At 64.0% G+C, this 20,967-nt stretch carries 16 protein-coding genes and 1 pseudogene; 9 read left to right on the top strand and 8 right to left on the bottom strand.

From position 1 onward, the window contains the following. Positions 1-278 precede the first annotated feature (278 nt). Positions 279-1,919: an acyl-CoA synthetase gene (locus tag FJ867_RS20140; protein ID WP_140818369.1), complete on the bottom strand. Its 1,641-nt coding sequence runs from the start codon at positions 1,917-1,919 to the stop codon at positions 279-281. 193 nt (positions 1,920-2,112) lie between these two features. Between FJ867_RS20140 and FJ867_RS20145 the strand changes: the two genes are divergently transcribed. From FJ867_RS20145 to FJ867_RS20160, 4 genes and pseudogenes are all read left to right on the top strand, one after another. Beyond that, on the top strand, positions 2,113-3,078 hold the full coding sequence (locus FJ867_RS20145) for a sugar-binding transcriptional regulator (RefSeq protein WP_140497839.1): 966 nt from the start codon (positions 2,113-2,115) through the stop codon (positions 3,076-3,078). Positions 3,079-3,157: 79 nt separating this feature from the next. Next, positions 3,158-5,212 (top strand): bifunctional aldolase/short-chain dehydrogenase, encoded by a 2,055-nt coding sequence (locus tag FJ867_RS20150; RefSeq protein WP_140685303.1) that lies wholly within the window; start codon positions 3,158-3,160, stop codon positions 5,210-5,212. An 84-nt stretch (positions 5,213-5,296) separates the two neighbouring features. Then, a complete protein-coding gene (locus FJ867_RS20155; RefSeq protein ID WP_140497837.1) occupies positions 5,297-5,554 on the top strand; it encodes a type II toxin-antitoxin system RelB/DinJ family antitoxin in 258 nt (85 codons plus the stop codon). Between the two features lies 1 nt (position 5,555). Continuing rightward, positions 5,556-5,823, top strand: a pseudogene (locus FJ867_RS20160) (type II toxin-antitoxin system YafQ family toxin). 74 nt (positions 5,824-5,897) lie between these two features. Here the strand turns inward: FJ867_RS20160 and FJ867_RS20165 are convergent. The 3 genes from FJ867_RS20165 to FJ867_RS20175 all read right to left on the bottom strand — a co-directional run bounded on the left by FJ867_RS20165 (position 5,898) and on the right by FJ867_RS20175 (position 9,590). Next, positions 5,898-6,950, bottom strand: coding sequence for a substrate-binding domain-containing protein (locus FJ867_RS20165; RefSeq protein WP_140555459.1), 1,053 nt, complete (start codon positions 6,948-6,950; stop codon positions 5,898-5,900). 40 nt (positions 6,951-6,990) lie between these two features. Further along, entirely contained in the window at positions 6,991-7,986 is a 996-nt protein-coding gene (locus tag FJ867_RS20170; RefSeq protein WP_140520875.1) for an ABC transporter permease, read from the bottom strand. Between the two features lie 92 nt (positions 7,987-8,078). Continuing rightward, positions 8,079-9,590, bottom strand: coding sequence for a sugar ABC transporter ATP-binding protein (locus tag FJ867_RS20175; protein ID WP_140818371.1), 1,512 nt, complete (start codon positions 9,588-9,590; stop codon positions 8,079-8,081). A gap of 134 nt (positions 9,591-9,724) precedes the next feature. On the opposite strand from FJ867_RS20175, the gene mtnK reads away from it, so the two are divergent. Both mtnK and mtnA read left to right on the top strand, forming a co-directional pair. Then, on the top strand, positions 9,725-10,996 hold the full coding sequence (gene mtnK / locus FJ867_RS20180; protein ID WP_140818373.1) for an S-methyl-5-thioribose kinase: 1,272 nt from the start codon (positions 9,725-9,727) through the stop codon (positions 10,994-10,996). After that, entirely contained in the window at positions 10,993-12,087 is a 1,095-nt protein-coding gene (gene mtnA, locus FJ867_RS20185; protein ID WP_140818375.1) for an S-methyl-5-thioribose-1-phosphate isomerase, read from the top strand. The genes mtnK and mtnA overlap by 4 nt, the downstream gene beginning before the upstream one ends. A gap of 37 nt (positions 12,088-12,124) precedes the next feature. Here mtnA and FJ867_RS20190 read toward each other — a convergent pair whose 3' ends face one another. The 4 genes from FJ867_RS20190 to nanR all read right to left on the bottom strand — a co-directional run bounded on the left by FJ867_RS20190 (position 12,125) and on the right by nanR (position 15,958). Then, entirely contained in the window at positions 12,125-12,925 is an 801-nt protein-coding gene (locus FJ867_RS20190) for a sugar phosphate isomerase/epimerase (protein ID WP_181168401.1), read from the bottom strand. Positions 12,926-12,985: 60 nt separating this feature from the next. Then, positions 12,986-13,831: a phosphogluconate dehydrogenase C-terminal domain-containing protein gene (locus tag FJ867_RS20195; protein ID WP_140818379.1), complete on the bottom strand. Its 846-nt coding sequence runs from the start codon at positions 13,829-13,831 to the stop codon at positions 12,986-12,988. Positions 13,832-13,877: 46 nt separating this feature from the next. Next, positions 13,878-15,140, bottom strand: coding sequence for a ribulose-bisphosphate carboxylase large subunit family protein (locus FJ867_RS20200; protein WP_181167183.1), 1,263 nt, complete (start codon positions 15,138-15,140; stop codon positions 13,878-13,880). Positions 15,141-15,244: 104 nt separating this feature from the next. After that, positions 15,245-15,958, bottom strand: a complete 714-nt coding sequence (gene nanR, locus FJ867_RS20205) for a transcriptional regulator NanR (RefSeq protein WP_140818383.1) — start codon at positions 15,956-15,958, stop codon at positions 15,245-15,247. 360 nt (positions 15,959-16,318) lie between these two features. On the opposite strand from nanR, the gene FJ867_RS20210 reads away from it, so the two are divergent. From FJ867_RS20210 to FJ867_RS20220, 3 genes are all read left to right on the top strand, one after another. Then, on the top strand, positions 16,319-17,341 hold the full coding sequence (locus tag FJ867_RS20210) for an ABC transporter substrate-binding protein (RefSeq protein WP_140520883.1): 1,023 nt from the start codon (positions 16,319-16,321) through the stop codon (positions 17,339-17,341). A gap of 74 nt (positions 17,342-17,415) precedes the next feature. After that, entirely contained in the window at positions 17,416-19,896 is a 2,481-nt protein-coding gene (locus tag FJ867_RS20215; RefSeq protein WP_140818385.1) for an ATP-binding cassette domain-containing protein, read from the top strand. After that, positions 19,893-20,942, top strand: a complete 1,050-nt coding sequence (locus FJ867_RS20220) for an ABC transporter permease (RefSeq protein ID WP_140818387.1) — start codon at positions 19,893-19,895, stop codon at positions 20,940-20,942. Before FJ867_RS20215 ends, FJ867_RS20220 begins: the two co-directional genes overlap by 4 nt. The last annotated feature ends 25 nt before the right edge of the window (positions 20,943-20,967 follow it).

Raw genomic sequence — 20,967 nt, forward strand, 5'->3', positions numbered from 1 at the left:
GGCTCGCCTCGCACTTCGTCATCCCAGGGTGAAGCAGTCGCGAAGCGACGTAGCGGAAACCTAGGATCCATGCCGTGGCCTTGCGGCCGTGCTCCGGCAGTCGAGGATGGCTGCTGTGGGCTACAGTAACTTCCTGATCCGCCTCATTTTTTGACTGACATCAGGGCATGGATCCTAGGGTCTGCGCCGCGTCGCTTGGTCCTTGCTTCGCCCTGGGATGACGAAGTCACAAGGCCCGCCGCAAATTGTCGGGGTCATCGCAAGAGCGGCCATGCGGCCTACGCCTCCTTCGCCATCTCCCTTAGCCGGAATTTCTGGATCTTCCCCGTCGAGGTCTTGGGGATCTCGGCGAACACCACCGCTTTCGGCAGCTTGAAGCGGGCAAGCAGCGCGCGGCAATGCTCGATGATCTCTGCCTCGGTCGCCGTCTTGCCAGGCTTCAGCTCGACATAGGCGACCGGCACCTCGCCCCATTTCTCGTCCGCCCGCGCCACCACGCCGCAAGACGCAACGGACGGGTGCTTGTAGAGCGCGTCCTCGACCTCGATCGAGGAAATGTTCTCGCCGCCCGAAATGATGATGTCCTTGGAGCGGTCCTTGAGCTGGATATATCCATCCGCATGCATGACGCCGAGATCGCCGGAGTGGAACCAGCCGCCGGCGAACGCCTCGTCGGTGGCCTTGCGGTTCCTGAGATAGCCTTTCATGACGATGTTGCCGCGAAACATGACCTCGCCGATGGTCTGGCCGTCGGCGGGCGTCTGCGTCATCGTTTCGGGATCCATCACCGTGAGGCCTTCGAGCGCGGCGTAGCGGACGCCTTGCCTGGCCTTCCTCGTGGCCCTCTGCCCCTTCTCCAGATGATCCCACTCATTGTGCCATTCGTTCACCACCGCCGGGCCGTAGGTCTCGGTCAGACCATAGAGATGCGTGACGGCGAAGCCGGCATCGGCCATGCCGGTGAGCACCGCTTCCGGCGGCGGCGCGGCGGCCGTGTTGAAGGTGACGGCTTGCGGGAACTGGCGCTTGTCCTCATCCCTGGCGTTGATCAGCACCGACATGACGATCGGCGCGCCGCACAGATGGGTGACGCCATGGTCGGCGATGGCGTCGTAGATCTGCTTCGGCCGAACCCAGCGCAGACAGACATGGGTGCCGGCCTGGACGGCCAAGGTCCACGGAAAGCACCAGCCATTGCAGTGGAACATCGGCAGTGTCCACAGATAGACCGCGTGCTTGGCCATGCCGGCATGGACGGTGTTGGCGTAGGCCATCAGCGCAGCACCCCGATGATGATAGACGACGCCTTTCGGGTTGCCTGTCGTGCCCGAGGTGTAGTTGAGCGAAATGGCGTCCCACTCGTCGTCTGGCATCGACCAGGCGAAATTCTCCTCGCCCTCGGCAACGAAGGCCTCGTAATCAAGAGTGCCGATGCGACCACCCTTCGGATAGGGAGCGTCCGCGGCGTAGTCGGGATCGTCATAGTCGATGACCAGGGGCTTCACCTTGGCCAGGTCAAGCGCTTGCCGAACCACTCCGGAGAATTCGCGATCGACAATAAGCACCCTGGTCCCGGCATGGTCGAGCTGGAAAGCGATCACGGCGGCGTCGAGGCGAGTGTTGAGCGAATGCAACACCGCCTTGGTCATTGGCACGCCGAAATGTGCCTCCAGCATCGGCGGCGTGTTCGACAGCATCACCGTCACCGTGTCGCCCTTGCCTATGCCGCGCCTGGAGAGCGCCGAGGCGAGCTGCAGCGAACGCCGCCAGAAATCGCGATACGTCACGCGCTGCCGGCCATGGATGATGGCGACATGATCGGGATAGGTCTTGGCTGCCCGCTCCAGATAGGTGAGCGGCGTCAGCGGCTGGTGGTTGGCAGCGTTCCTGTCGAGATCCTGTTCGTAAGGGTTGCCCATCGTGTCCTCCCCGTATGTCCCTTTGCCGACATGTTCTAACCACAGGCTGGGGCCGCGTCACCAGCAACGATGCCACGACAAAGCGCGTCTGGCGCAATGATGATCTAGATTTGGCGCGCGTAAAGGCATCGCGTACCTCCGCGCGGTTTGACTTTTGTCGAGAGCCGTGACTAATGTCAGCCGAGGAGAAGGCATGGCAATCCGACCGGCAGAACAACTTATCCACAAGGCCGCCTGGCTCTATTATGCGCATGGCCTGCGCCAGGACCAGGTGGCGAGCCAGCTTAACATTTCCCGCGCCTCGGTTGCCATGTATCTGCGCAAGGCGCGAGAGACCGGCATCGTCAACATCTCGACCTCGACCCAGCTTTTCACCGACGACGTCATGGCGCGCAAGCTCGAGGATGCACTCGGTCTCGACGCGGTCTGGATCGCGCCGGAAAACGGCCATATCGCCGATCCCGCCACCGACATCGCGGTGCTGGCGGCGAGCGTCTTTCTCGAACTGGTGAAAAAAGGCGACCGCATCGGCGTCGCCTGGGGACGCACCGTCTACATGATCGCCGACATCATGTCCTACGCCGATCTCCAGGATGTCACCGTGGTGCAGCTCTGCGGCAATCTCGGCGCGCCATATTCCTATCGTCCCGACCAGTGCACGATGGAGATCGCCCGGCGGCTCAACGCCAAGGGCATCAATTTCTACGCGCCGCTCGTGCTGACCACAGAAGAGCTGGCGCGCGGCCTGCGGGCCGAGCCTGTAATCCGCGAACAGCTGTCGAGCATCCACGAATGCGATCTGGCGCTGTATTCGGTCGGCGCCGTCGATGCCGACAGCCATCTGGTCAAATGCGGCGCGCTGACATCAGACGAAATGGCCGACCTGCGCAAAGCAGGGGCGGCCGGCGTCATTGCCGGGCAGATCATCGATGCCGAGGGCAAGGTGCTCGACTGCGGCTACAACCGGCGAGTGATCTCGGCGGAGCTTTCCTCGTTGCGCGCCATTCAGAAGCGGCTGATGGTGGTGCAGGAAAACAGCAAGTTCGAACCCCTGCTCGCGGCGATCGCCGGGGGCCTTTGCACGCATCTGGTGGTCGGCGCCGATATGGCGCAGCGGCTTCTGGATCATGCCGGAGCGCCAGGCAAAAAGGTATCCTAGAGACCATTCCTGCCGCGCCCGTCGTCAAGGCGCCGCGGCATTCCTGTTTCACCACTATGACAGCAACCGGACGAATCTAATGAAGAACCTGTGGAACGACGGCGACGCGGAGAAGATGGTTGCCGACTATGCAAAGAAAGGCGTCGGACGCGACCTCGCGCTACGCGTCTACACGACGCGCCTGCTGGGCGGCGAACCGCGACTGGTGCTGCATGGCGGCGGCAACACCTCCTGCAAGACCAAGGCGACCGATCTCGTCGGCGACGAATGGGACGTGCTGTGCGTCAAGGGCAGCGGCTGGGACATGGCCGTCATCGAGCCGCAGGGCCTGCCGGCGGTGAAGATGGGCGCGCTCATCAAGGCGCGCGCGCTGGACAAGCTCTCCGACGAGGACATGGTCGCGCTGCAGCGGGCGAACCTCATCGATCCGTCCTCGCCCAATCCTTCGGTCGAGACATTGCTGCATGCCTTCCTGCCGCACAAATTCGTCGACCACACGCACTCGACCGCCATCCTGGCGATCGTCGACCAGGAAGACAGCAAGCCGCTGGTGAAGACGGTGTTCGGGACCAAGATGGGCTACGTGCCCTACATCATGCCGGGCTTCGACCTCGCCAAGGCGGCGGCCGACGTCTTCGATGCCGACCCTGATGTGGAAGGACTGATCCTCGACAAGCACGGCATCTTCACCTTCGGCGACGACGCCAAGCAGGCCTACGATCGGATGATCCACTATGTGAATGTCGCCGAGGAGTATGTAGCCAAGCATGCCAAGCCCAAGGCGGCAAAGGCCGCGCTTCCGGCGAAGCTCGCGACGCCGGCTTCCATCGCTCCTATGTTGCGCGGCGCCGTGGCGGTGGCACGCGGCGAAGGCCGCTTCGACCGCATGATCAGCGATTTCCGCACCTCGGATGCGATCGTCGATTTCATCAATTCGGCCGAAATCGCCGACTACGCCGCGCGCGGCGTGTCGACGCCGGACCTATCGATCCGCATCAAGACCGGGCCGATGGCGGTGCCGGCGCCAGATGCGGACAAGGCCGGCGACTACAAGGCCGTCATCAAGAGCCATGTCGACGCCTTCGCCAAGGAATACCGCGCCTATTTCGAGACCAATGACGCGCTCGACGACGTCAAACGCACCATGCTCGACCCGATGCCGCGGCTGACGCTGGTGCCGGGGCTCGGCATGTTCGGCCATGGCCGCACGCTGAAGGATGCCAGGATCGCTTCCGATGTCGGCGAAATGTGGATCGAGGCCGTGCGTGGCGCCGAGGCGGTCGGCCGTTTTCATCCGCTTTCCAAGGCCGACCTGTTCCCGCTCGAATACTGGTCGCTGGAACAGGCCAAACTCGCCTCCAACAAGCCGAAGCCGCTGACCGGCCAGGTCGTGCTGATCACTGGCGGAGCCGGTGCGATCGGCGCCGCGACAGCCAAGCTTTTCGCCGACAATGGCGCCCATGCGGTGGTCGTCGATCTCGATGGCGAAAAAGCCGCTGATGCGGCCAAGAAAGCGGGCAACAATTCGATCGGCGTCGCCGCCGATATCACCGATCCGGACCAAGTGCGTGCAGCCTTCGACAAGGCGGTCGCCGTGTATGGCGGCGTCGACATAGTGGTGTCCAATGCCGGTGCCGCTTGGGAAGGCCGGATCGGCGAACTTGACGACGCGCTGCTGCGCAAGAGCTTCGAGCTCAATTTCTTCGCCCACCAGTCGGTGGCGCAGAACGCGGTGCGCATCATGCTCGAACAGGGTACCGGCGGCGCTCTCCTGTTCAACACCTCCAAGCAGGCGGTCAATCCGGGTCCGAAATTCGGCGCCTACGGCGTGCCGAAGGCGGCGACGCTGTTCCTGTCCAGGCAATATGCACTGGATTACGGCGCGCATGGCATCCGTTCCAACGCCGTCAATGCCGACCGCATCCGCTCCGGGCTGTTGACCGACGCCATGATCGCCAGCCGATCGGGCGCACGCGGCGTGTCGGAAAAAGAGTACATGTCCGGCAATCTGCTCGGCCAGGAGGTGACGGCGCAGGACGTGGCGCAGGCTTTCCTGCACCACGCGCTGGCCGACCGCACAACCGCCGACGTAACGACGGTCGACGGCGGCAATATCGCGGCGGCGCTGCGGTAGCACGGTCACGCACAGCGCAGACGGCAGGCTTGCAAGAACACCCGTTTGTAGCTACATTGTGGCTCAACAGTAAGGAGTCGCAACATGGCTACGGATACGGTTGTCCGCGCTCGAATTGATGCCGCGACAAAGGACCAGGCTACCGAAGCCCTGGCGGCAATGGGACTGTCGGTCTCCGACGCCATTCGCCTGCTGCTGGTCCGCGTCGCCGCCGACAAGGAATTTCCCTTTCCGGTGAAGGTGCCGAACGCAACCACCCAAAAGGCCATGGCCGAATTGGAAAAAGGCAAAGGCAAGCGTTTCGCGTCAGCCGACGAATTGTTCAAGGATTTGGGCATCTGACATGCCGACGCCCGTTCACTCCGGGCAATTCCGCAGGGACGTTAAGCGCATGGAGAAGCGTGGCAAAGACCTCGCTAAATTGCGCGAGTTGTTGGGCCTGCTCATCGCCGGACTGCCGGCGCGTTATAAGGATCACCCCTCTAAAAGGCGACTGGAAAGACTATCGGGATGCGCATGTAGAACCGGATTGGCTCTTGATCTACCGCATTGCCGACGATGAGCTGCGGCTTGCCCGCACCGGCTCCTACTCCGATCTGTTCAACGAATGAAGACAGCAAAAAAGCCGCCTGCAGTTGCTGCAAGCGGCTGTTCCAAGTGTGAGCGAATTGCAATATCGATTGGCCTACTTCGCGTTCGGGTTCGGCATCCAGGCCGGCATCGCGACATCGGCGTGGGCGAACTGCGGCAGCTTGGCCGACAGGTCCTCCATATTCTTGATGTCCTTGTCGAGAAGGTCCTTCTGGGTGATCAGCGTCGGCGGCACGACGACGTTGTGGCCTGGGTCTTCGCCGGCCAGCAGCTGCGCCAGCGCACGCACCGAGACCTGGCCGACGACGGCCGGGTTCGTGGCCGCGGTTGCCGCCCAGGCGCTGTCGGGCTCGCGCATCGCCGCAATGTCGGAGGTCGAGATGTCGGCCGAATAGATCTTGATGTCCTTGTTCAGGCCCGCCTCGTCGACGGCGATCTTCACGCCCTTGGCGAACTCGTCATAGGGAGCAAACATCACCTTGATGTCCGGATGGGCGGTCAGCACCGAGCGCGCCTGGTTGGCGACCGAGTTGGCGATCGGGTTGTCCAGCGTGCCGAACATGGCGACTTCCTTGATGCCCGAGTATTTCTTCTTCACGTCGACCCATGTCTCATTGCGGCGGTCGAGCGGGGCGATGCCCGCGACATAGACATAGCCGGCCTTCCAGCTTTCGCCATTATCCTTGACCGCCTGCTCGAGCGCGAGGCGCGCAAGGTCGCGGTCTGACTGCTCGATCTGCGGGATCTTGGGGTTTTCGACGTTGACGTCGAAAGCGACCACCTTGATGCCGGCGTCGACCGCGCGCTGGGCGGCGTCCTTCATCGATTCCGTCAGGCCGTGCTGGATGATGATACCCTGCACGCCGAGCGCGATGGCCTGGTCGACCATGTCGGCCTGGAGGGCGGCGTCCTGGCGGCTGTCGAGCACGCGCAGGTCGACGCCAAGGGCCTTGGCCTGCGCCTCGACGCCGGACAGATAGGCCTGGAAGAAATCCCCGGTCGAGAGATAGCGCACCAAGGCGATCTTGACGCCTGGCTTGTCGAACGGCGCCGGGCGATCGGCAGCCAGGGCCGTCCCTTGCACCAGCAACGCCGCGCCGGCGAGCCCGAGTGCTGCCTTGCCCAAAAGTCTTCTTGTGATGTTCACGTCGTTTCCTCCACTTGTTGAAATGCAACCCAGCCGAAATCTATGTCCTGCCCCTGCCGGAAAGAGCGAAGGTGAAGACAAGGGCGACGACCAGAACGGCGCCCTTGATGAAATCCTGCGTGTAGTACGGCGCGTTCATCATCGTCAGGCCCTGCAGCAGGACACCGACGAAGACGGCGCCGACAGCCGTGCCGAACGCGTTCGGCTTGGCGGCGCCTAGCACCGCGTAGCCGATGAGCGCCGCGGCGACGGCGTCGAGCAGCAGATTATTACCCGAGGCGATGTCGCCGCGTCCAAGCCGGGCGGCGAGCAAAATACCGCCGATCGAGGCAAAAACTCCTGAAATGATATAGGCCCAGATTTTGTATGCCTTGACAGGCGCGCCGGCGAGTTCGGCGGCGCGCTCATTGGAGCCGACTGCATACATCATGCGGCCGAAGCGGGTGTATTCGAGGAAGAACCAGATCAGCACCGCGAGCACCGCCAGGACGACGACCGAGACCGGAACGAGATTGGGAATGAAGAAGTCGAAGCGGTGGCGGCCGAGCGCCAGGAACGCCTCGCCGAACTTGCCGTTGGCGACCGAGCCATCGGGCATGGTCATGCCGGTGGCGATCGAGCGGCCTTCGGTCGGGATACGCTGCAGGCCGACCAGCAGGAACATCATGCCGAGCGTCGCCAGCAGGTCCGGCACGCGCATATAGACGATCAGCCAACCATTGATGAGCCCAACGATAACGCCGATCAGCAGGCAGACGATGACCGCGATGACAGCGTTCTGCTCCAGCACGACCATGACATAGGCCGCCGCCATCATGGCTGACGTGGCGACCGAGCCGATCGACAGGTCGAAACCCCCAACGACCAGCGTGGCGGTGACACCAAGCGCCAGCACGCCGGTGATGGCGACCGACTGGAAAATGAAGACCGCACTTTGCGGCGAAACGAAACCGTCGGCGGCGATCGCGAAATAAGCGACGAGCCCGAACAACAGGACGATGAAACCGTAGCGGATGGCGTGGTTGCGCTGCGTCATTCAGCGCCCCCACGCGCCGCTGCCGTTTTTACCCAACTCGAACCCATGCTCTCCATTCCAATTGTCATCGTCAGCTCTTCAATTCCAGCCGGTCAAGCCGCGCGGTGCGGCAGCCCGCCGGCCACCTCGGCCAGCAGGCGATCGAGATCGATGTCCGCGTTGCGGTGTTCGCCGACGATGGTCTGCTCCGACATCACCAGGATACGGTCGGCCGTCTCCAGCGCCTCGTCGAGTTCGGTGACGAACAAAAGCGTCGCGCGGCCATTGGCGCTTGCCCTCAGCTTGGCGGCGATGTCGCGCCTCGCCGAGATGTCGACGCCCTGAAACGGCTCATCGAGAATGAACAGGCTTGCATCCTGCGCCATCCAGCGGGCGACCATCACCTTCTGCTGGTTGCCGCCGGACAATGCCGACATCTCGTCCTTCTCGGAGCGGCAGACGATGCCCAGTTCCTGGATCTGCCGGCGCGCCGTGGCGCGTTCGAGGCGGCGCTTGAGCACGCCCAGGTTCGACATCCGCCTCAGGAACGGCAGGCTGACATTGCGCTCGATGTTGAAGCCGCCGACGATGCCGCTGGTGGCGCGATCCTTGGCGATGAGGAAGACGCCGGCGGCGATCGCATCGCCGGCCGAGCGCGGCGCGTAGGGTTTGCCGTTCATCGTCATGGTGCCGGCGAGAGGCCTGCGCACGCCGAACAGCGTCTCGGCAAGCGCTGTCTTGCCGACGCCGACCAGCCCGGTGATGACAACGACCTCGCCGTCGCCAAGTGTCAGCGATATCGGCCTGGCGCCCTGGGCGATACGCAGGCCCTCGACAGTCAGCACCGCCCGGGCCGAATGCCTGACGACGATCTGGTCGAGGTGGATCTTGCGGCCGAGCATGGCATTGACCGCGCCTTCGTAGTCGAGCGGCTTCTTGTCGAAGACGCCGGACACGGCGCCGTCGCGCATCGAGACGATGCGGTCGGCAAGCCGCCTTATGTCGGACATGCGGTGCGAGATATAGAGGATCGCCACGCCTTGCGCGCGCAGCCTGTCGACCAGCGCAAAAAGCCGATCGGCTTCGGCACTCGATAGCGATGAGGTCGGTTCGTCGAGAATCAGCACTTTCGGCTGATGTGCCAGCGCGCGGGCAATCGCCACCATCTGGCGATCGGCCAGCGAGAGATCGCTGACGCGCGCCTTCAAGTCGATCGCCAAGTCCATGCGGTCGGCAACCGCCTTGGCCTCGCGACGCACACGGACCGGGTTGAAGAGCACCGGGGCGCCACTGCCGCTCAGCCTGTCCAATGTCAGGTTGGTCGCCACGTCAAGGTCGGCGACGACACCGTCATTGATGTTCTGGTGAACGGTGACGACGCCAGCGCGGATCGCTTCCGCCGGTCTTCCCGGCGCAAAGTCCTGGCCGGCCAGGGTCACGGTGCCACCGTCGCGCTCGTAGACGCCGCTGACGATCTTGACGAGGGTGGATTTGCCGGCGCCGTTGGCACCCATCAGGACGGTCACTTCACCGGCATGGAGTTCGAGCGAGACGCCGCCAAGCACCTCGTTGCGGCCAAAGGATTTCCTCAGTCCCTCTACGCGGAACACGGCATTGCCCACCATGCGTTCCTCCCTGACGGTGACGCTATGGGCTACATCGGCAATTGTCAACACGATTGACAATTGCCAGAGCGCTACCTAGCTTGGCCCCGCCGCCGTGGCTCCGCTATTATAGGGGACGAGCAGGAGAGGTGAGGATGACCGGGAAGACGCCGTTCGAAGCACTGTCGGTGGAGACGCTCGCCACGCGGCTCGGCAGCAACGAGGCGCTCACCCAGCGCATCGGCGAGGACACCAGCCGCTGGAAGGTGCGCGAGGTCGGCGATGGCAATCTGAATCTCGTCTTCATCGTCGAGGGCGGCAAGGGCGCGGCGGTCGTCAAGCAGGCCCTGCCCTATGTCCGGCTGGTCGGCGACAGCTGGCCGCTGCCGCTGAAGCGTTCCTTCTTCGAATATCACGCGCTCACGCGGCAGGAGGCGCGCGCGCCGGGCTCGGTGCCGGCCATCTACCATTTCGACGAGACCCAGGCGCTGATCATCATGGAGTATCTGTCGCCGCACATCATTTTGCGGCGGGCGCTGATCGAGGGCCGGCAATTGCCGAACATTGCCAGGGATATCGGGCTGTTCATGGCCCGCACCCTGTTCCGCGGCTCCGACTTCTCGATGGTGACCAAGGATCGCAAGGCGGACCTGGCGCTGTTCGCGGACAATGTCGAGCTGTGCGACATCACCGAGAATCTGGTGTTCTCCGATCCTTATTTCGACGCCAAGATGAACCGGCACACTTCGCCGCAGCTCGACGCCCCGGTCGCCGAGTTGCGCGCCGACCGCGACCTCAAGGTGGAAGCGCAGCGCCTGAAGCATCTGTTCGCCGCCAATGCAGAGACATTGCTGCATGGCGACCTGCATTCCGGCTCGATTATGGTCACCGATAGAGAGACCAGGATGATCGACCCGGAGTTCGCCTTCTACGGGCCGATGGCCTTCGACGTCGGCATGCTGCTCGCCAATTTCTGGATGGCCTTCTTCTCGCAGCGAGGCCATGAGCAGAACGGCAAGCGCGACGCCATGCGCGCTTATCTGCTCGATGTCACAGCGCAGACGTGGTCGGTGTTCCGCACCGAATTCTCGCATCTATGGCGCACGGAGCGCAACGGCATGCTTTATCAAAAGAGCCTGTTCGAGGATCAGGGCGACAGGCTCGGCGCCGAGCAGGCGCTCGACCATGTGCTGCACCAGATCTGGGACGACCTCCTCGGCTTTGCCGGCATCGAGGTGCACCGGCGCATCCTCGGCCTCGCCCACAATGCCGATTTCGAAACCATTGCCGACGAAGACCTGCGCGCCACATGTGAAGCGAGGGCGCTGAAGTTCGGCCGCCACATCGCCGTCAACAGGCGTCATATTCACAGCATCGACGAGGTCAACAACCTGGCCGCGCTGATCGAACAGGAGAACCGCATTTGAACGTCGGCGAGCGCCACTATCGCACCATCTGGCTGAGCGACGATGGGCGCTCGGTGGAGATCATCGACCAGCGCTGGCTGCCGCATGACTTCCGTATCGTGAAGGTCGACACCGTTAATGGCATCGCCACCGCCATCCGCGACATGTGGGTGCGCGGCGCGCCGCTGATCGGTGTGACCGCTGCCTATGGCGTTGCCATGCAGATGGCGGACGATCCGGCGGATGCCGCGCTCGATGCCGTCTGGGAGACGCTCCACGAGACGCGTCCCACGGCGATCAATCTGCGCTGGGCGCTGGATGAGATGCGGCGCTTCCTGCGGCCGCTGCCGACGGAACAACGCGCCGCAGCCGCCTATCGTCGCGCCAGCGAGATCGCCAACGAGGATGTCGGGCTCAATCGCGCCATCGGCGAGAACGGTCTCACCATCATCAAGGACATCGCGGCGCGCAAAAAGCCGGGCGAAACCGTCAACATTCTGACCCATTGCAACGCCGGCTGGCTGGCTACCGTCGACTACGGCACGGCCACCGCGCCGATCTACCTGGCAACGGAGGCCGGCATTCCGGTCCATGTCTATGTCGACGAGACGCGGCCGCGCAACCAGGGCGCCCAGTTGACGGCCTGGGAGATGGCCGGCCACGGCGTGCCGCATACGCTGATCGTCGACAATGCCGGCGGCCATCTGATGCAGCGCGGCGCAATCGACATGGTCATCGTCGGCACCGACCGCACGACGGCCGACGGCGACGTCTGCAACAAGATCGGCACCTATTTGAAGGCACTCGCCGCCGCAGACAATGACGTGCCGTTTTACGTTGCGCTGCCTTCGCCGACCATCGACTGGACGGTGGGCGACGGACTTGCCGAAATCCCGATCGAGGAACGCTCCGGCGACGAGGTTTCGCTGGTGTGGGGCAAGACCGCGAGCGGCGAGATCGCCCAGGTGCGCGTCTCGCCGGAAGCGACGCCCGCGGCAAACCCCGCCTTCGACGTGACGCCGGCGCGGCTGGTCACCGGCCTGATCACCGAACGCGGCGTCGCCAAGGCCTCGCGTGAAGGGCTGAAGGCGATGTTCCCGGAGCGTGGATAGCCGGCTCTCGCAAAGGCAAGGAACCACCTTTCGCTGTTCAGAAGGTGCTGCTCTTTGCGATCTCCAGCGAATTGACGAAATCCAGTGAACGCCGCAGCGCGCTCCGGATGGTGGCGATATCCACCGGCGCGCTCCGCCGTTGGGGATCACGGTTCTGCGGGCGCCGCAGCCGCAATGGCAGTTCGATGCTGGCCGGCAGCGTCGCGGGAAGCGTTGCCCAGTACGGTTCGTAGCCGATCGAGCCGTCGCCGATAGCGCAAAATGTCCATCCCTCCCCGGTGCTGACGACATCCTTCAGATGAGCATGCCCAACGGCATCGATGGCATCAGCGATATCTTGCGCCGGCTGCACCGTCTCGTTGCTGTAGGTAAAGACATTTCCGGCGTCGTGGTTCAGGCGCACGTGCCGCGATCCGATGTCACGGATGAAGCCTGCCCCCAACCGGGCGCTGCCGAGCAGATCGCCTTGGCCATGTCCGGGATTCTCGAGCGCCAGGACGATGCCGACTTCCTCCAGCCTCGGCAGGAGAGCGTCAATCGTTTTGCGGATCGCCGCGCTGTTTCTCGCCGGGCCGGCATTGGTAATCAGGAAGGACGCACCAAGACCGGCGGCAAAGCCGATGCGCCGGGACAAGGCGTCGGGGGCATCGGCCCCCGACAGGTCGAGATGAGCCGACACGGCATTGATCCCGAGCCCGGCATGTTCCGCTGCCTGGCGCAGCTTCGCGGCGTGCGCAGCCGCAAACATGCCTTCATCGAAATCGACATAGCCGCGAATGAAGGCCGGCTCGACATGGAGGGCACCGGCCGCCGCAATCTCCTCGATGGCCAATTCCATGGAATAGCCATCGAAGAGCGCGGTCGATACCGATATGATCCGGGCCGGCGAAGGCAGGGCTCAGGCTCCCTTGCCGTAGACGATCAATTCCGAAGCTTCCTTCACCTTGGCCGGTGTGAGCGCTTCGCGCCAGTCGTCCCGGACCACGACGCCCTTGGCGAATCGCATCAGGCGCAGCGCCGCATCGGACGGCACTTTCGGAGAGAAGCCGAACCACATGGCGATCTCGACGTTGAGATGACCTATAAGGAAGTCCAGCGCCGCCTTCCTGGGAATGCCATATTTGCGTTCGCACTCCTCGACGGCCTCGACCATGGTGTCGACGAAGGGCATGGCCACCATTTCGGACAGGCCCGGCTCCAGGATCGCCAGCTGTTCGACCGTGACGCGATGGCTGTCGATGATCGGCGACCACATCGCCCTGCACACTTCCTCGCCAAGCGCATAGTGCTCTTCCGGACCTTGCATCAGGGCACAGACGATCGATTGCCTGGCGATGCCGCCATGGTAATCGCGACGCGCGGCCCATTCCGTCTCGTCGCCGAACAGCGGGGGATGGCAGGGATGGCCGACAAAATAGGTGAGATCCGGCCGATCGCCGGGCAAGTCGCCGGCATAGGGCGCTGCCGCATCCAGAATGAGGATCATGGTGCCCGCGGCAAGCATCGGCGAGATCTGCCGCGCCACCTGGCCGATGATATTGTCCGGCAGGGCCATTACCACCACCTTGGCGCCGGCAATGCCCTCGTCCATGGCGACGGCGCCGATATCGGCCTCTCCCAGCCGCTTGCGGCCGGCCTCGCCGATCTCCACGGCGCGGACATCGTAGCCCGCTTCGATAAGCTTGCGCGTCACGCGGAAGCCCATCTTCCCTCCGGCCCCAAGCACCGCCACGGATGTCGTCATTTGCTTTCTCTCCCATTTGCCTTGATGGCGCGCCGATGGCGCAGATTCAGCCGAACGCTTGCAGCGCGGCTTCGAGCTCCGGATGCGTGGCGGCGTAGTCGCGTGCGGGAACCCCTGCCGCCGCGGCTTCGAAAGCATCATGCAGGCTTCGAACGCCGGCGGCCGGCCCGCCTGGATGCGCCATGATCCCGCCGCCGCAGCAATAGATGAAATCGTCCGAGCCGAGCCTCGTATAAGTCTCGGCTGCCTGCACAGCGGTCTGCCCGGACGAAAACACCGGCATGACCGTATCGGGACGGCCAGCCCGCTCGAACATCGGGGTGAGACAGCCATGGGCCGACGCCATCACCGATTCGTCCGGCTCGCAGAACTTGTTGGACAGCCCGTTGACGTGCATGTGGTCGATGCCCGCCAGACGCCAGAATTTCTGATAGGCGAGATAGCTCATGCCGAGATCGGGAGAGCGGCTGAAGAGGCCCCAGCCGGCCCGATGGCCGTGCAGCGCAACGGCGGAGTGGCGACGCATCTCGATGACGGCGGACAGGCCGACGGAATTCAGGACCAGCATGGCGCAGGTCCCGCCACGGCGCTCGATCAGATCCAGCTGGCGACGCATGGCGTCGATGTCACCGGAAATGTTGGCCGCATACATGACCTTGCGCCCGGTCCTGTCGGCGTGCCTGTCTATCACCGCCATGACCGCTTCGAACCGGTGTTCGAACGGCGAATGCGGAGGGTCTCCCATCAATTCGTCGTCCTTGATAAAATCAAGACCCGCGGCAATCAGCGTGTCGGCCAGGGCTGCCGTCTCCTGCGGGGTAAGACCAACGCTCGGCTTGACGATGGTGCCGATCAGCGGGCGCCCTTCGACGCTTGTCAGGCGACGCGTTCCCTCGACGGCGAAGGCCGGCCCTGGGTAGGCATCCGCGAAGGCATCGGGAAAGGTAACGTCGAGGAGACGCATGGCCGAGAAATGATGCAGCTCGAACAGATTGCCGAGAACCGTCGACCAGACCGAAGCCAGCACTGTCCCCGTATTCTCGATGTTCCAGGAAAGGCCCACCTTGGCCCGGTGCGGCCTCACGGTCGCATTTTTTGGCGAGCGCGAGAACGGCAACGCCTCGCTGTCGACCTCGGCAACATCGCTGATGAATTCCACGCGGGCTCCGAACCTGCGCAGCAGCTCCGGCGTTTCTCCGGGTATGGCGCGGAAAGTCCCGCTTGATTGTTCGCCCGCCATCGCAGCCGCGGCAACCTCCAGCGGGTAGCGGGTTTCGATCAGATAGGTGGCGCGGAGGCGACCGGACAATGCAGGCTTCCCGACTGGAATGACGTTCACGGAGTGACCGTTAGCACCAAAAAGAAATCATGTCATCATATGAGTTTTCCCGGGCAAAAAATTTCGGCGGCCGCTCAGCCGGCGCCGCCGCCGGCCAGTTTCGAATAGAGCTCGTTGGCGCGGCCAATGTGGTCGGCCATTGCCGCGCTCGCGCCTTCCGGATTGCCGCCGGCGATTGCCTTGTAGATCCGCTCATGCTCCTCGACCGTCAGCCGCTCGGCGCCTTTCATCGCCACCAGATCCCGCTTGAAACGGGACAGCCATTCGAGCATTCCCTTCGCCACCGCCGCTATCATCGAATTGCCGCTCATCTCCGCAATGACGGCGTGGAACTCCATGTCGGCCGCCACGAACCGGGCCTGGTCGCCCTTTGCCTCGCGCAAATGACGCAAGGTCTCCGCGAGGCGTTCCAGACTCTTGGCCGTGGCGCGCCGCGTGGCTATCCGAACCAGGCCGGTTTCCAGCAAGAGCCTGACTTCCTTGAGTTCTTCGAGCCCGCGAGAGTTCGTCGCCAGCATCATGACCATCGCCGCGGAGACCTGATCGACGATGACATCAGGCGTCGGATTGATGACGCGGGCACGTTCTCCGTGCGAGATCCTGATAAGTCCCATCTGCTGCAGCGACAGCATCGCTTCCCTGATCGAGGGCCGGCCGACGCCGATCATCGTCATTAGTTCCTTTTCCGACGGCAATTGAGAGCCGGGCGGGAATTCGGACGTCGAGATTGCCGCCATCAGCCGGTCAAGCACCTCCACATACAATTTCTTTTTCTGGACCGGCTCCATCTGTCCCTCCCTGGGGTGTTCGCGGAACAATCGATCCCGAGTCGCGTCGGCAGACAAGGGTCGCGCCATCGATTGACATTACATATATGATGACCTAACGTCCGTCTACGGCCGACTTTGGACTGGTCACCAGTTGCTGGAGCAGGCCGGCTCCGTTTGGCCAAGGAAGAACGAAGCTGACGGCCGAGCTTCGTCTCGTCCTTAAATCGAAGGAGGTTTCGGCAATCGAGGTTCCGGTGCCCGCTTGCCTATTTGGTATGCTGGTATAACATGTAGCTGGTATGGCGTCTTTCGGAGGACGTCGTAACGGAATGGCAGAAGGCCGACGTATCGGCCGGTGTTTTTTGGGAGGAAAATATCATGAAGTTTTCAACCGTGGCGGCGCTTGCCGGCGCCGCGCTGGTCAGCGTCTCGGCTGTGCCGGCAATGGCGTCACCGGATGCGCCGGTGATCGCGCTCGCCAACGCCTATTACGGCAACACCTGGCGGCACCAGATGGTGGAGGCTTTCGAAGCCTCGGCCAAGGAAGCCAAGGCGGCCGGTCAGATTGCCGACTACATCGTCATGAACGGCGACGGCTCGGTGGCGCAGCAGAACAGCCAGATCGCCGAGCTGATCCTCAAGAAGGTCGACGTGCTCGCCGTCGATGCCGCGTCGGAAACCGCGGTCAACGGGATCATCGAAAAAGCCTGCAAGGCCGGCATCATCGTCGTTTCGTTCGATTCGGTCGCCTCGGCGCCCTGCAACTACCAGCTCAACTTCGACTTCAAGGGCTACAAGGCAGCCCAGGCCGAGGCCGTCTTCAAGATGATCGGCGGCAAAGGCAACGTCATCCAGGTGCGCGGCGTCAAGGGTTCGGCGCCCGACAACGACATGTTCAACGCGCAACAGTCGGTGCTGGCCAAATATCCCGATATCAAGGTTGTCGCCACGGTCTACGGCCAGGCGACTGCGTCGGTCGCACAGGCGGCCATTGCCAACGTGCTGCCCTCGCTGCCGCATGTCGACGCCGTGCTCGCACAAGGCGGCAGCGACGATGTCGGCATCGCCCAGGCGTTCGTCCAGTATGGCGGCGACTATGCCGGCAAGATGCCGATCATCGAAGGCGGCGGCGGCACCGACTTCGTCAAATGGTGGGCCGAGGAGAACGCCAAGAACGGCTACCAGACGGTCTCGATGAACACCACGCCCGGTATTGGCGGCGCCGCGTTCTGGCTCGGCCTGTCGCTGCTCAAGGGCGCCAAGGCACCCAAGATGATGATCATGCCGGTGGCCACCGTCGATGCCGGCAACCTCAAGGAATATGCAAAGCTGCCTGGCGGCCAGATCATCAGCCCCAGCTATTCGCTCGACTGGGTCAAGCAGAACCTGCTGAGCAAGTAAGGTTGGCAATGCCAGGGACCGGGCGCCGCGGAACGGCCGCGCCCGGTCCCTGCCCGTGAAGAAACGGAGGACGAATGTCCCATCTCGCCGTAGCCCCGGAAGGCGCAGCCGCCGCGGTGCTCGCCGATCCGACCCGGCAGAGCGTTGTTTCGCTTTCCGGGATCACCAAGAGCTTCGGACCGACGCTGGCGAATGCAGAGATCGACCTCGCCGTCTCCACCGGCGAGATCATCGGGCTGGTCGGCGGCAACGGCGCCGGCAAATCGACGCTGATGCGCATCCTGTGCGGGGCGATGTGGCCGACCCTGGGCTCGATTTCGTTTGCCGGCCAGAATATCGGCTTCGCCGGCTACGACACGGCGGAAGCACAGCGCCGCGGCATCCGCATGGTGCACCAGGAATTGTCGCTGTGCGCCAACCTCTCGGTGGCCGAAAACTTCTTCCTGGAAATTCCGGCGGATGCCGCCAACCGGCCGGGCTGGCGGGCACTCTACAGGGCGCGCGCCCGCTCGGCGCTGGACGCCGTCTTCCCCGCAAACGGCATCGATGTGAATGCCGAAGTCGGCCACCTCTCCATCGCCGAACGGCAAATGGTCGAGATTGCGCGCGCCGCCGCGACCCCCGGTGTCAAGCTGATCGTTCTTGACGAACCGACCTCCTCGCTCGATCTCGATCGCTCGAGACAGTTGCGGGCCTTCATCCGCGAGCGGGCCAAATCCGGCCTCGCCTTCATCTTCATCAGCCACAAGCTTCAGGAAATCATCGACATCGCCACCCAGGTGGTCGTGCTGCGCAATGGACGCACCGCCTGGCGCGGCGATGTGGCCGAGACGTCGATCGGCAGGCTGGTGCAGCTCATGGGGGGCGACGCCAACTCGATCCACCAGCATGGTACCGCCACCACCGGCAGCCGCGAAGCGCTGGTGCGATTGTCCGGGTTCCTGACGGCCGAACTCGGCCGCGACATCGAGATCGGCCGCGGTGAAATCATCGGATTGGCAGGCCTCGAAGGCAGCGGCCAGAAGGAGTTGCTGCACGCAATCTTCAAGCCCGATTCCGGAACGGATGCGGCCGTCGCCAGGAACGGTGAAGCCGGTTTCATCGCGGGCGACCGCCAGAAGGAAGGCGTGTTCCCCTTGTGGAGCGTGCTTGGGAACATCAGCATCGGCGCCCTGGCACGCCGCCCGGCGCTGGGCCTGGTCTCGGACCGCGCCAACCGCGCGGCAGCGGCGGATGCCGCCGGCCGGCTGCGGCTCGACGAAACCCGCTTCGGATCCAACATATTGGAGCTCAGCGGCGGCAACCAGCAGAAGGCGCTGGTTGCCCGGGCGCTGGTCGCCGACACGCCGATCGTCCTGCTCGACGACCCGACACGCGGCGTCGACATCGCCACCAAGCAGGACTTCTACCGCCTCTGCAACGACATTGCGCGAGGCGGGCGCACGCTCATCTGGCACACGACCGAAGATGCCGAACTCCTGGCCTGCGACCGCGTGCTGGTGTTTTCAGGCGGCTGCATCGTCAAGGAACTGGCCGGCGAGGCGATCACGGAATCAGCCGTCGTTGGAGCGTCCTTTGTCCAGCAGACGGACAAAGCCGCCAGTGCGGGACGCAGCGGCGCTGCCGGCGCCGGGCTTGCCCGCAGGCTGGTGAATGCTGCCCCCTTCATCGGCCTCGCCGCCGTGCTGGCGGTGATGATCTCGGCCAATCCGGCGGTCGCCTCCATTTTCGGGCTCGACCTCTTGCTGATGCCGGCGCTGTCGCTGGTACTGGTGACCGCGGCGCAGATGTTCATCGTCGGCGGCAGCGAGATCGACCTCGGCGTCGGCGCGTTCGCGGGGCTCGTCAGCGTGCTCAGCGCCACGCTGCTCTACGACCAGCCGTGGCTCGGCGCGCTGGCGCTGGCTGCGGCGATCGCCGCCTATGCCGGCCTCGGCGGCCTGATCCAGGCGCGCAAGATCCCGGCCATCGTCGTCACGCTGGGCGCGTCCTTCATCTGGGTCGGGATAGGCTATGCGCTGCAGCCGACGCCGGGCGGCGCCAGCCCCGAATGGCTGTCGGCAATGTTCAACTGGTCGCTCGGCTTCGTGCCAACCTCGATCATCCTCATCGCCGCGGTGGCAATCGTGGTGTTCGTGATCGACCGGCTGCCGCTCGGCGTGGTGCTGCGCGGTTTCGGCAACAATCCGACCGCGATGATCCGTTCCGGCTGGTCGCCGACGCGCTACGCGCTGGTGCGCTACCTCGTCGCCGGGCTGTTCGCCGCCGCCGCCGGCCTGTCGCTGACGGCGATCAATACGGCGAGCGACATCAATTCCGGCAATTCATTCACCCTGCTCAGCGTCGCCGCCGTGGTGATGGGCGGCTGTTCGCTGTTGGGCGGCGTCATCTCGCCGGTCGGCGCCGTCGCCGGCGCGGTCACGCTGGCGTTGATCGGCGCCCTGCTCGGCACGCTGAGCGTGAGCAGCGACTTCAATGCGGCGACGCAGGGACTGATCCTCATCGCCCTGCTGACCTTGCGCAGCCTGACCGCGGACCGCAGGAGCGAACAATGAACGCGCTTGCCGCCTTCAGCCCTTGGGCGCAGAAAAACCGCTGGATCTGGTCGGCGATCGGGGTGCTGCTGCTCTGGCTGGTGCTGTCCATCGTCACCAACCGCTTCAGCCTCTCCAGCCTGTCGGGCATCGTTCTGTCGGCCTCGTTCCTAACGGTCGTCGGCATCGGCCAGATGTTCGTCGTCACCACCGGGCGCGGCAATATCGACCTTTCCGTGGCCTCGGTGATCACGCTCAGCGCCTTCGTGGCGCTGCTGACCATCAAGGGCCAGGACGCCAACCTCGCCGTCGGCGTCGGCGCCGCGATCCTGCTCGGCCTTGCGGTCGGCGCTCTCAACGCGCTGCTCGTCGTCGGGCTGAACATACCGGCCATCATCGCCACGCTGGCGACGGGCTATGTGCTGGCGACCGCAACGCTGCTGTCGAACCGCGCGATATCGGGCTTCGCCGTCAGTCCGCTGTTGAAGACGCTGGCGACGGGCCGGGTAGCGGGCGTGCCGATCATGGCAGTCATCGCCATCCTGGGCGTCGCCGCAACGTCGTTCGTGCTACGCTATACCGTTTACGGGCAACTGCTCTCGGCAGTCGGCCAGAACCGCGCGGCGGCGCGGCTGGCAGCGATCCGCAACAACCGGGTCATCGCCTCGGCCTTCATCATCTCCTCGGTGCTGGCCTCGCTCAACGGGCTGCTGCTGGGCGCCTATATCGGCGGCGCCTTTCTTGAAATGGGCCAGCCCTATCTCCTGCAATCCATCGCCGCGGTGGTGCTGGGCGGGACGCTGATCTTCGGCGGCTCCGCGACGACGCTCGGCACATTGTTCGCCAGCATCCTTTTGATCCTCATCGTCACGACCATGCAGATCATCGGCCTGCCGCCCGGCGCGCAGGACATCGTCCAGGGCATCGTCGTCATTTTCGTGCTGGCGCTGGCCGGCCGGCAGGTGCTGTCGCGGCGCGCCGCCGTCGACCCCGCCGCCCTCGAAAGCGCTGCCGGCGACGGCACGGCGAAACCCGAGGCGGGCGCTGCGGCAATCAGGCCGCAGTGACAAAGCAGAGAATGATTTCTCTTGC

The sequence above is a fragment of the Mesorhizobium sp. B2-5-3 genome (assembly GCF_006441005.1).
In the GTDB taxonomy this organism is placed as follows: Bacteria; Pseudomonadota; Alphaproteobacteria; order Rhizobiales; family Rhizobiaceae; genus Mesorhizobium.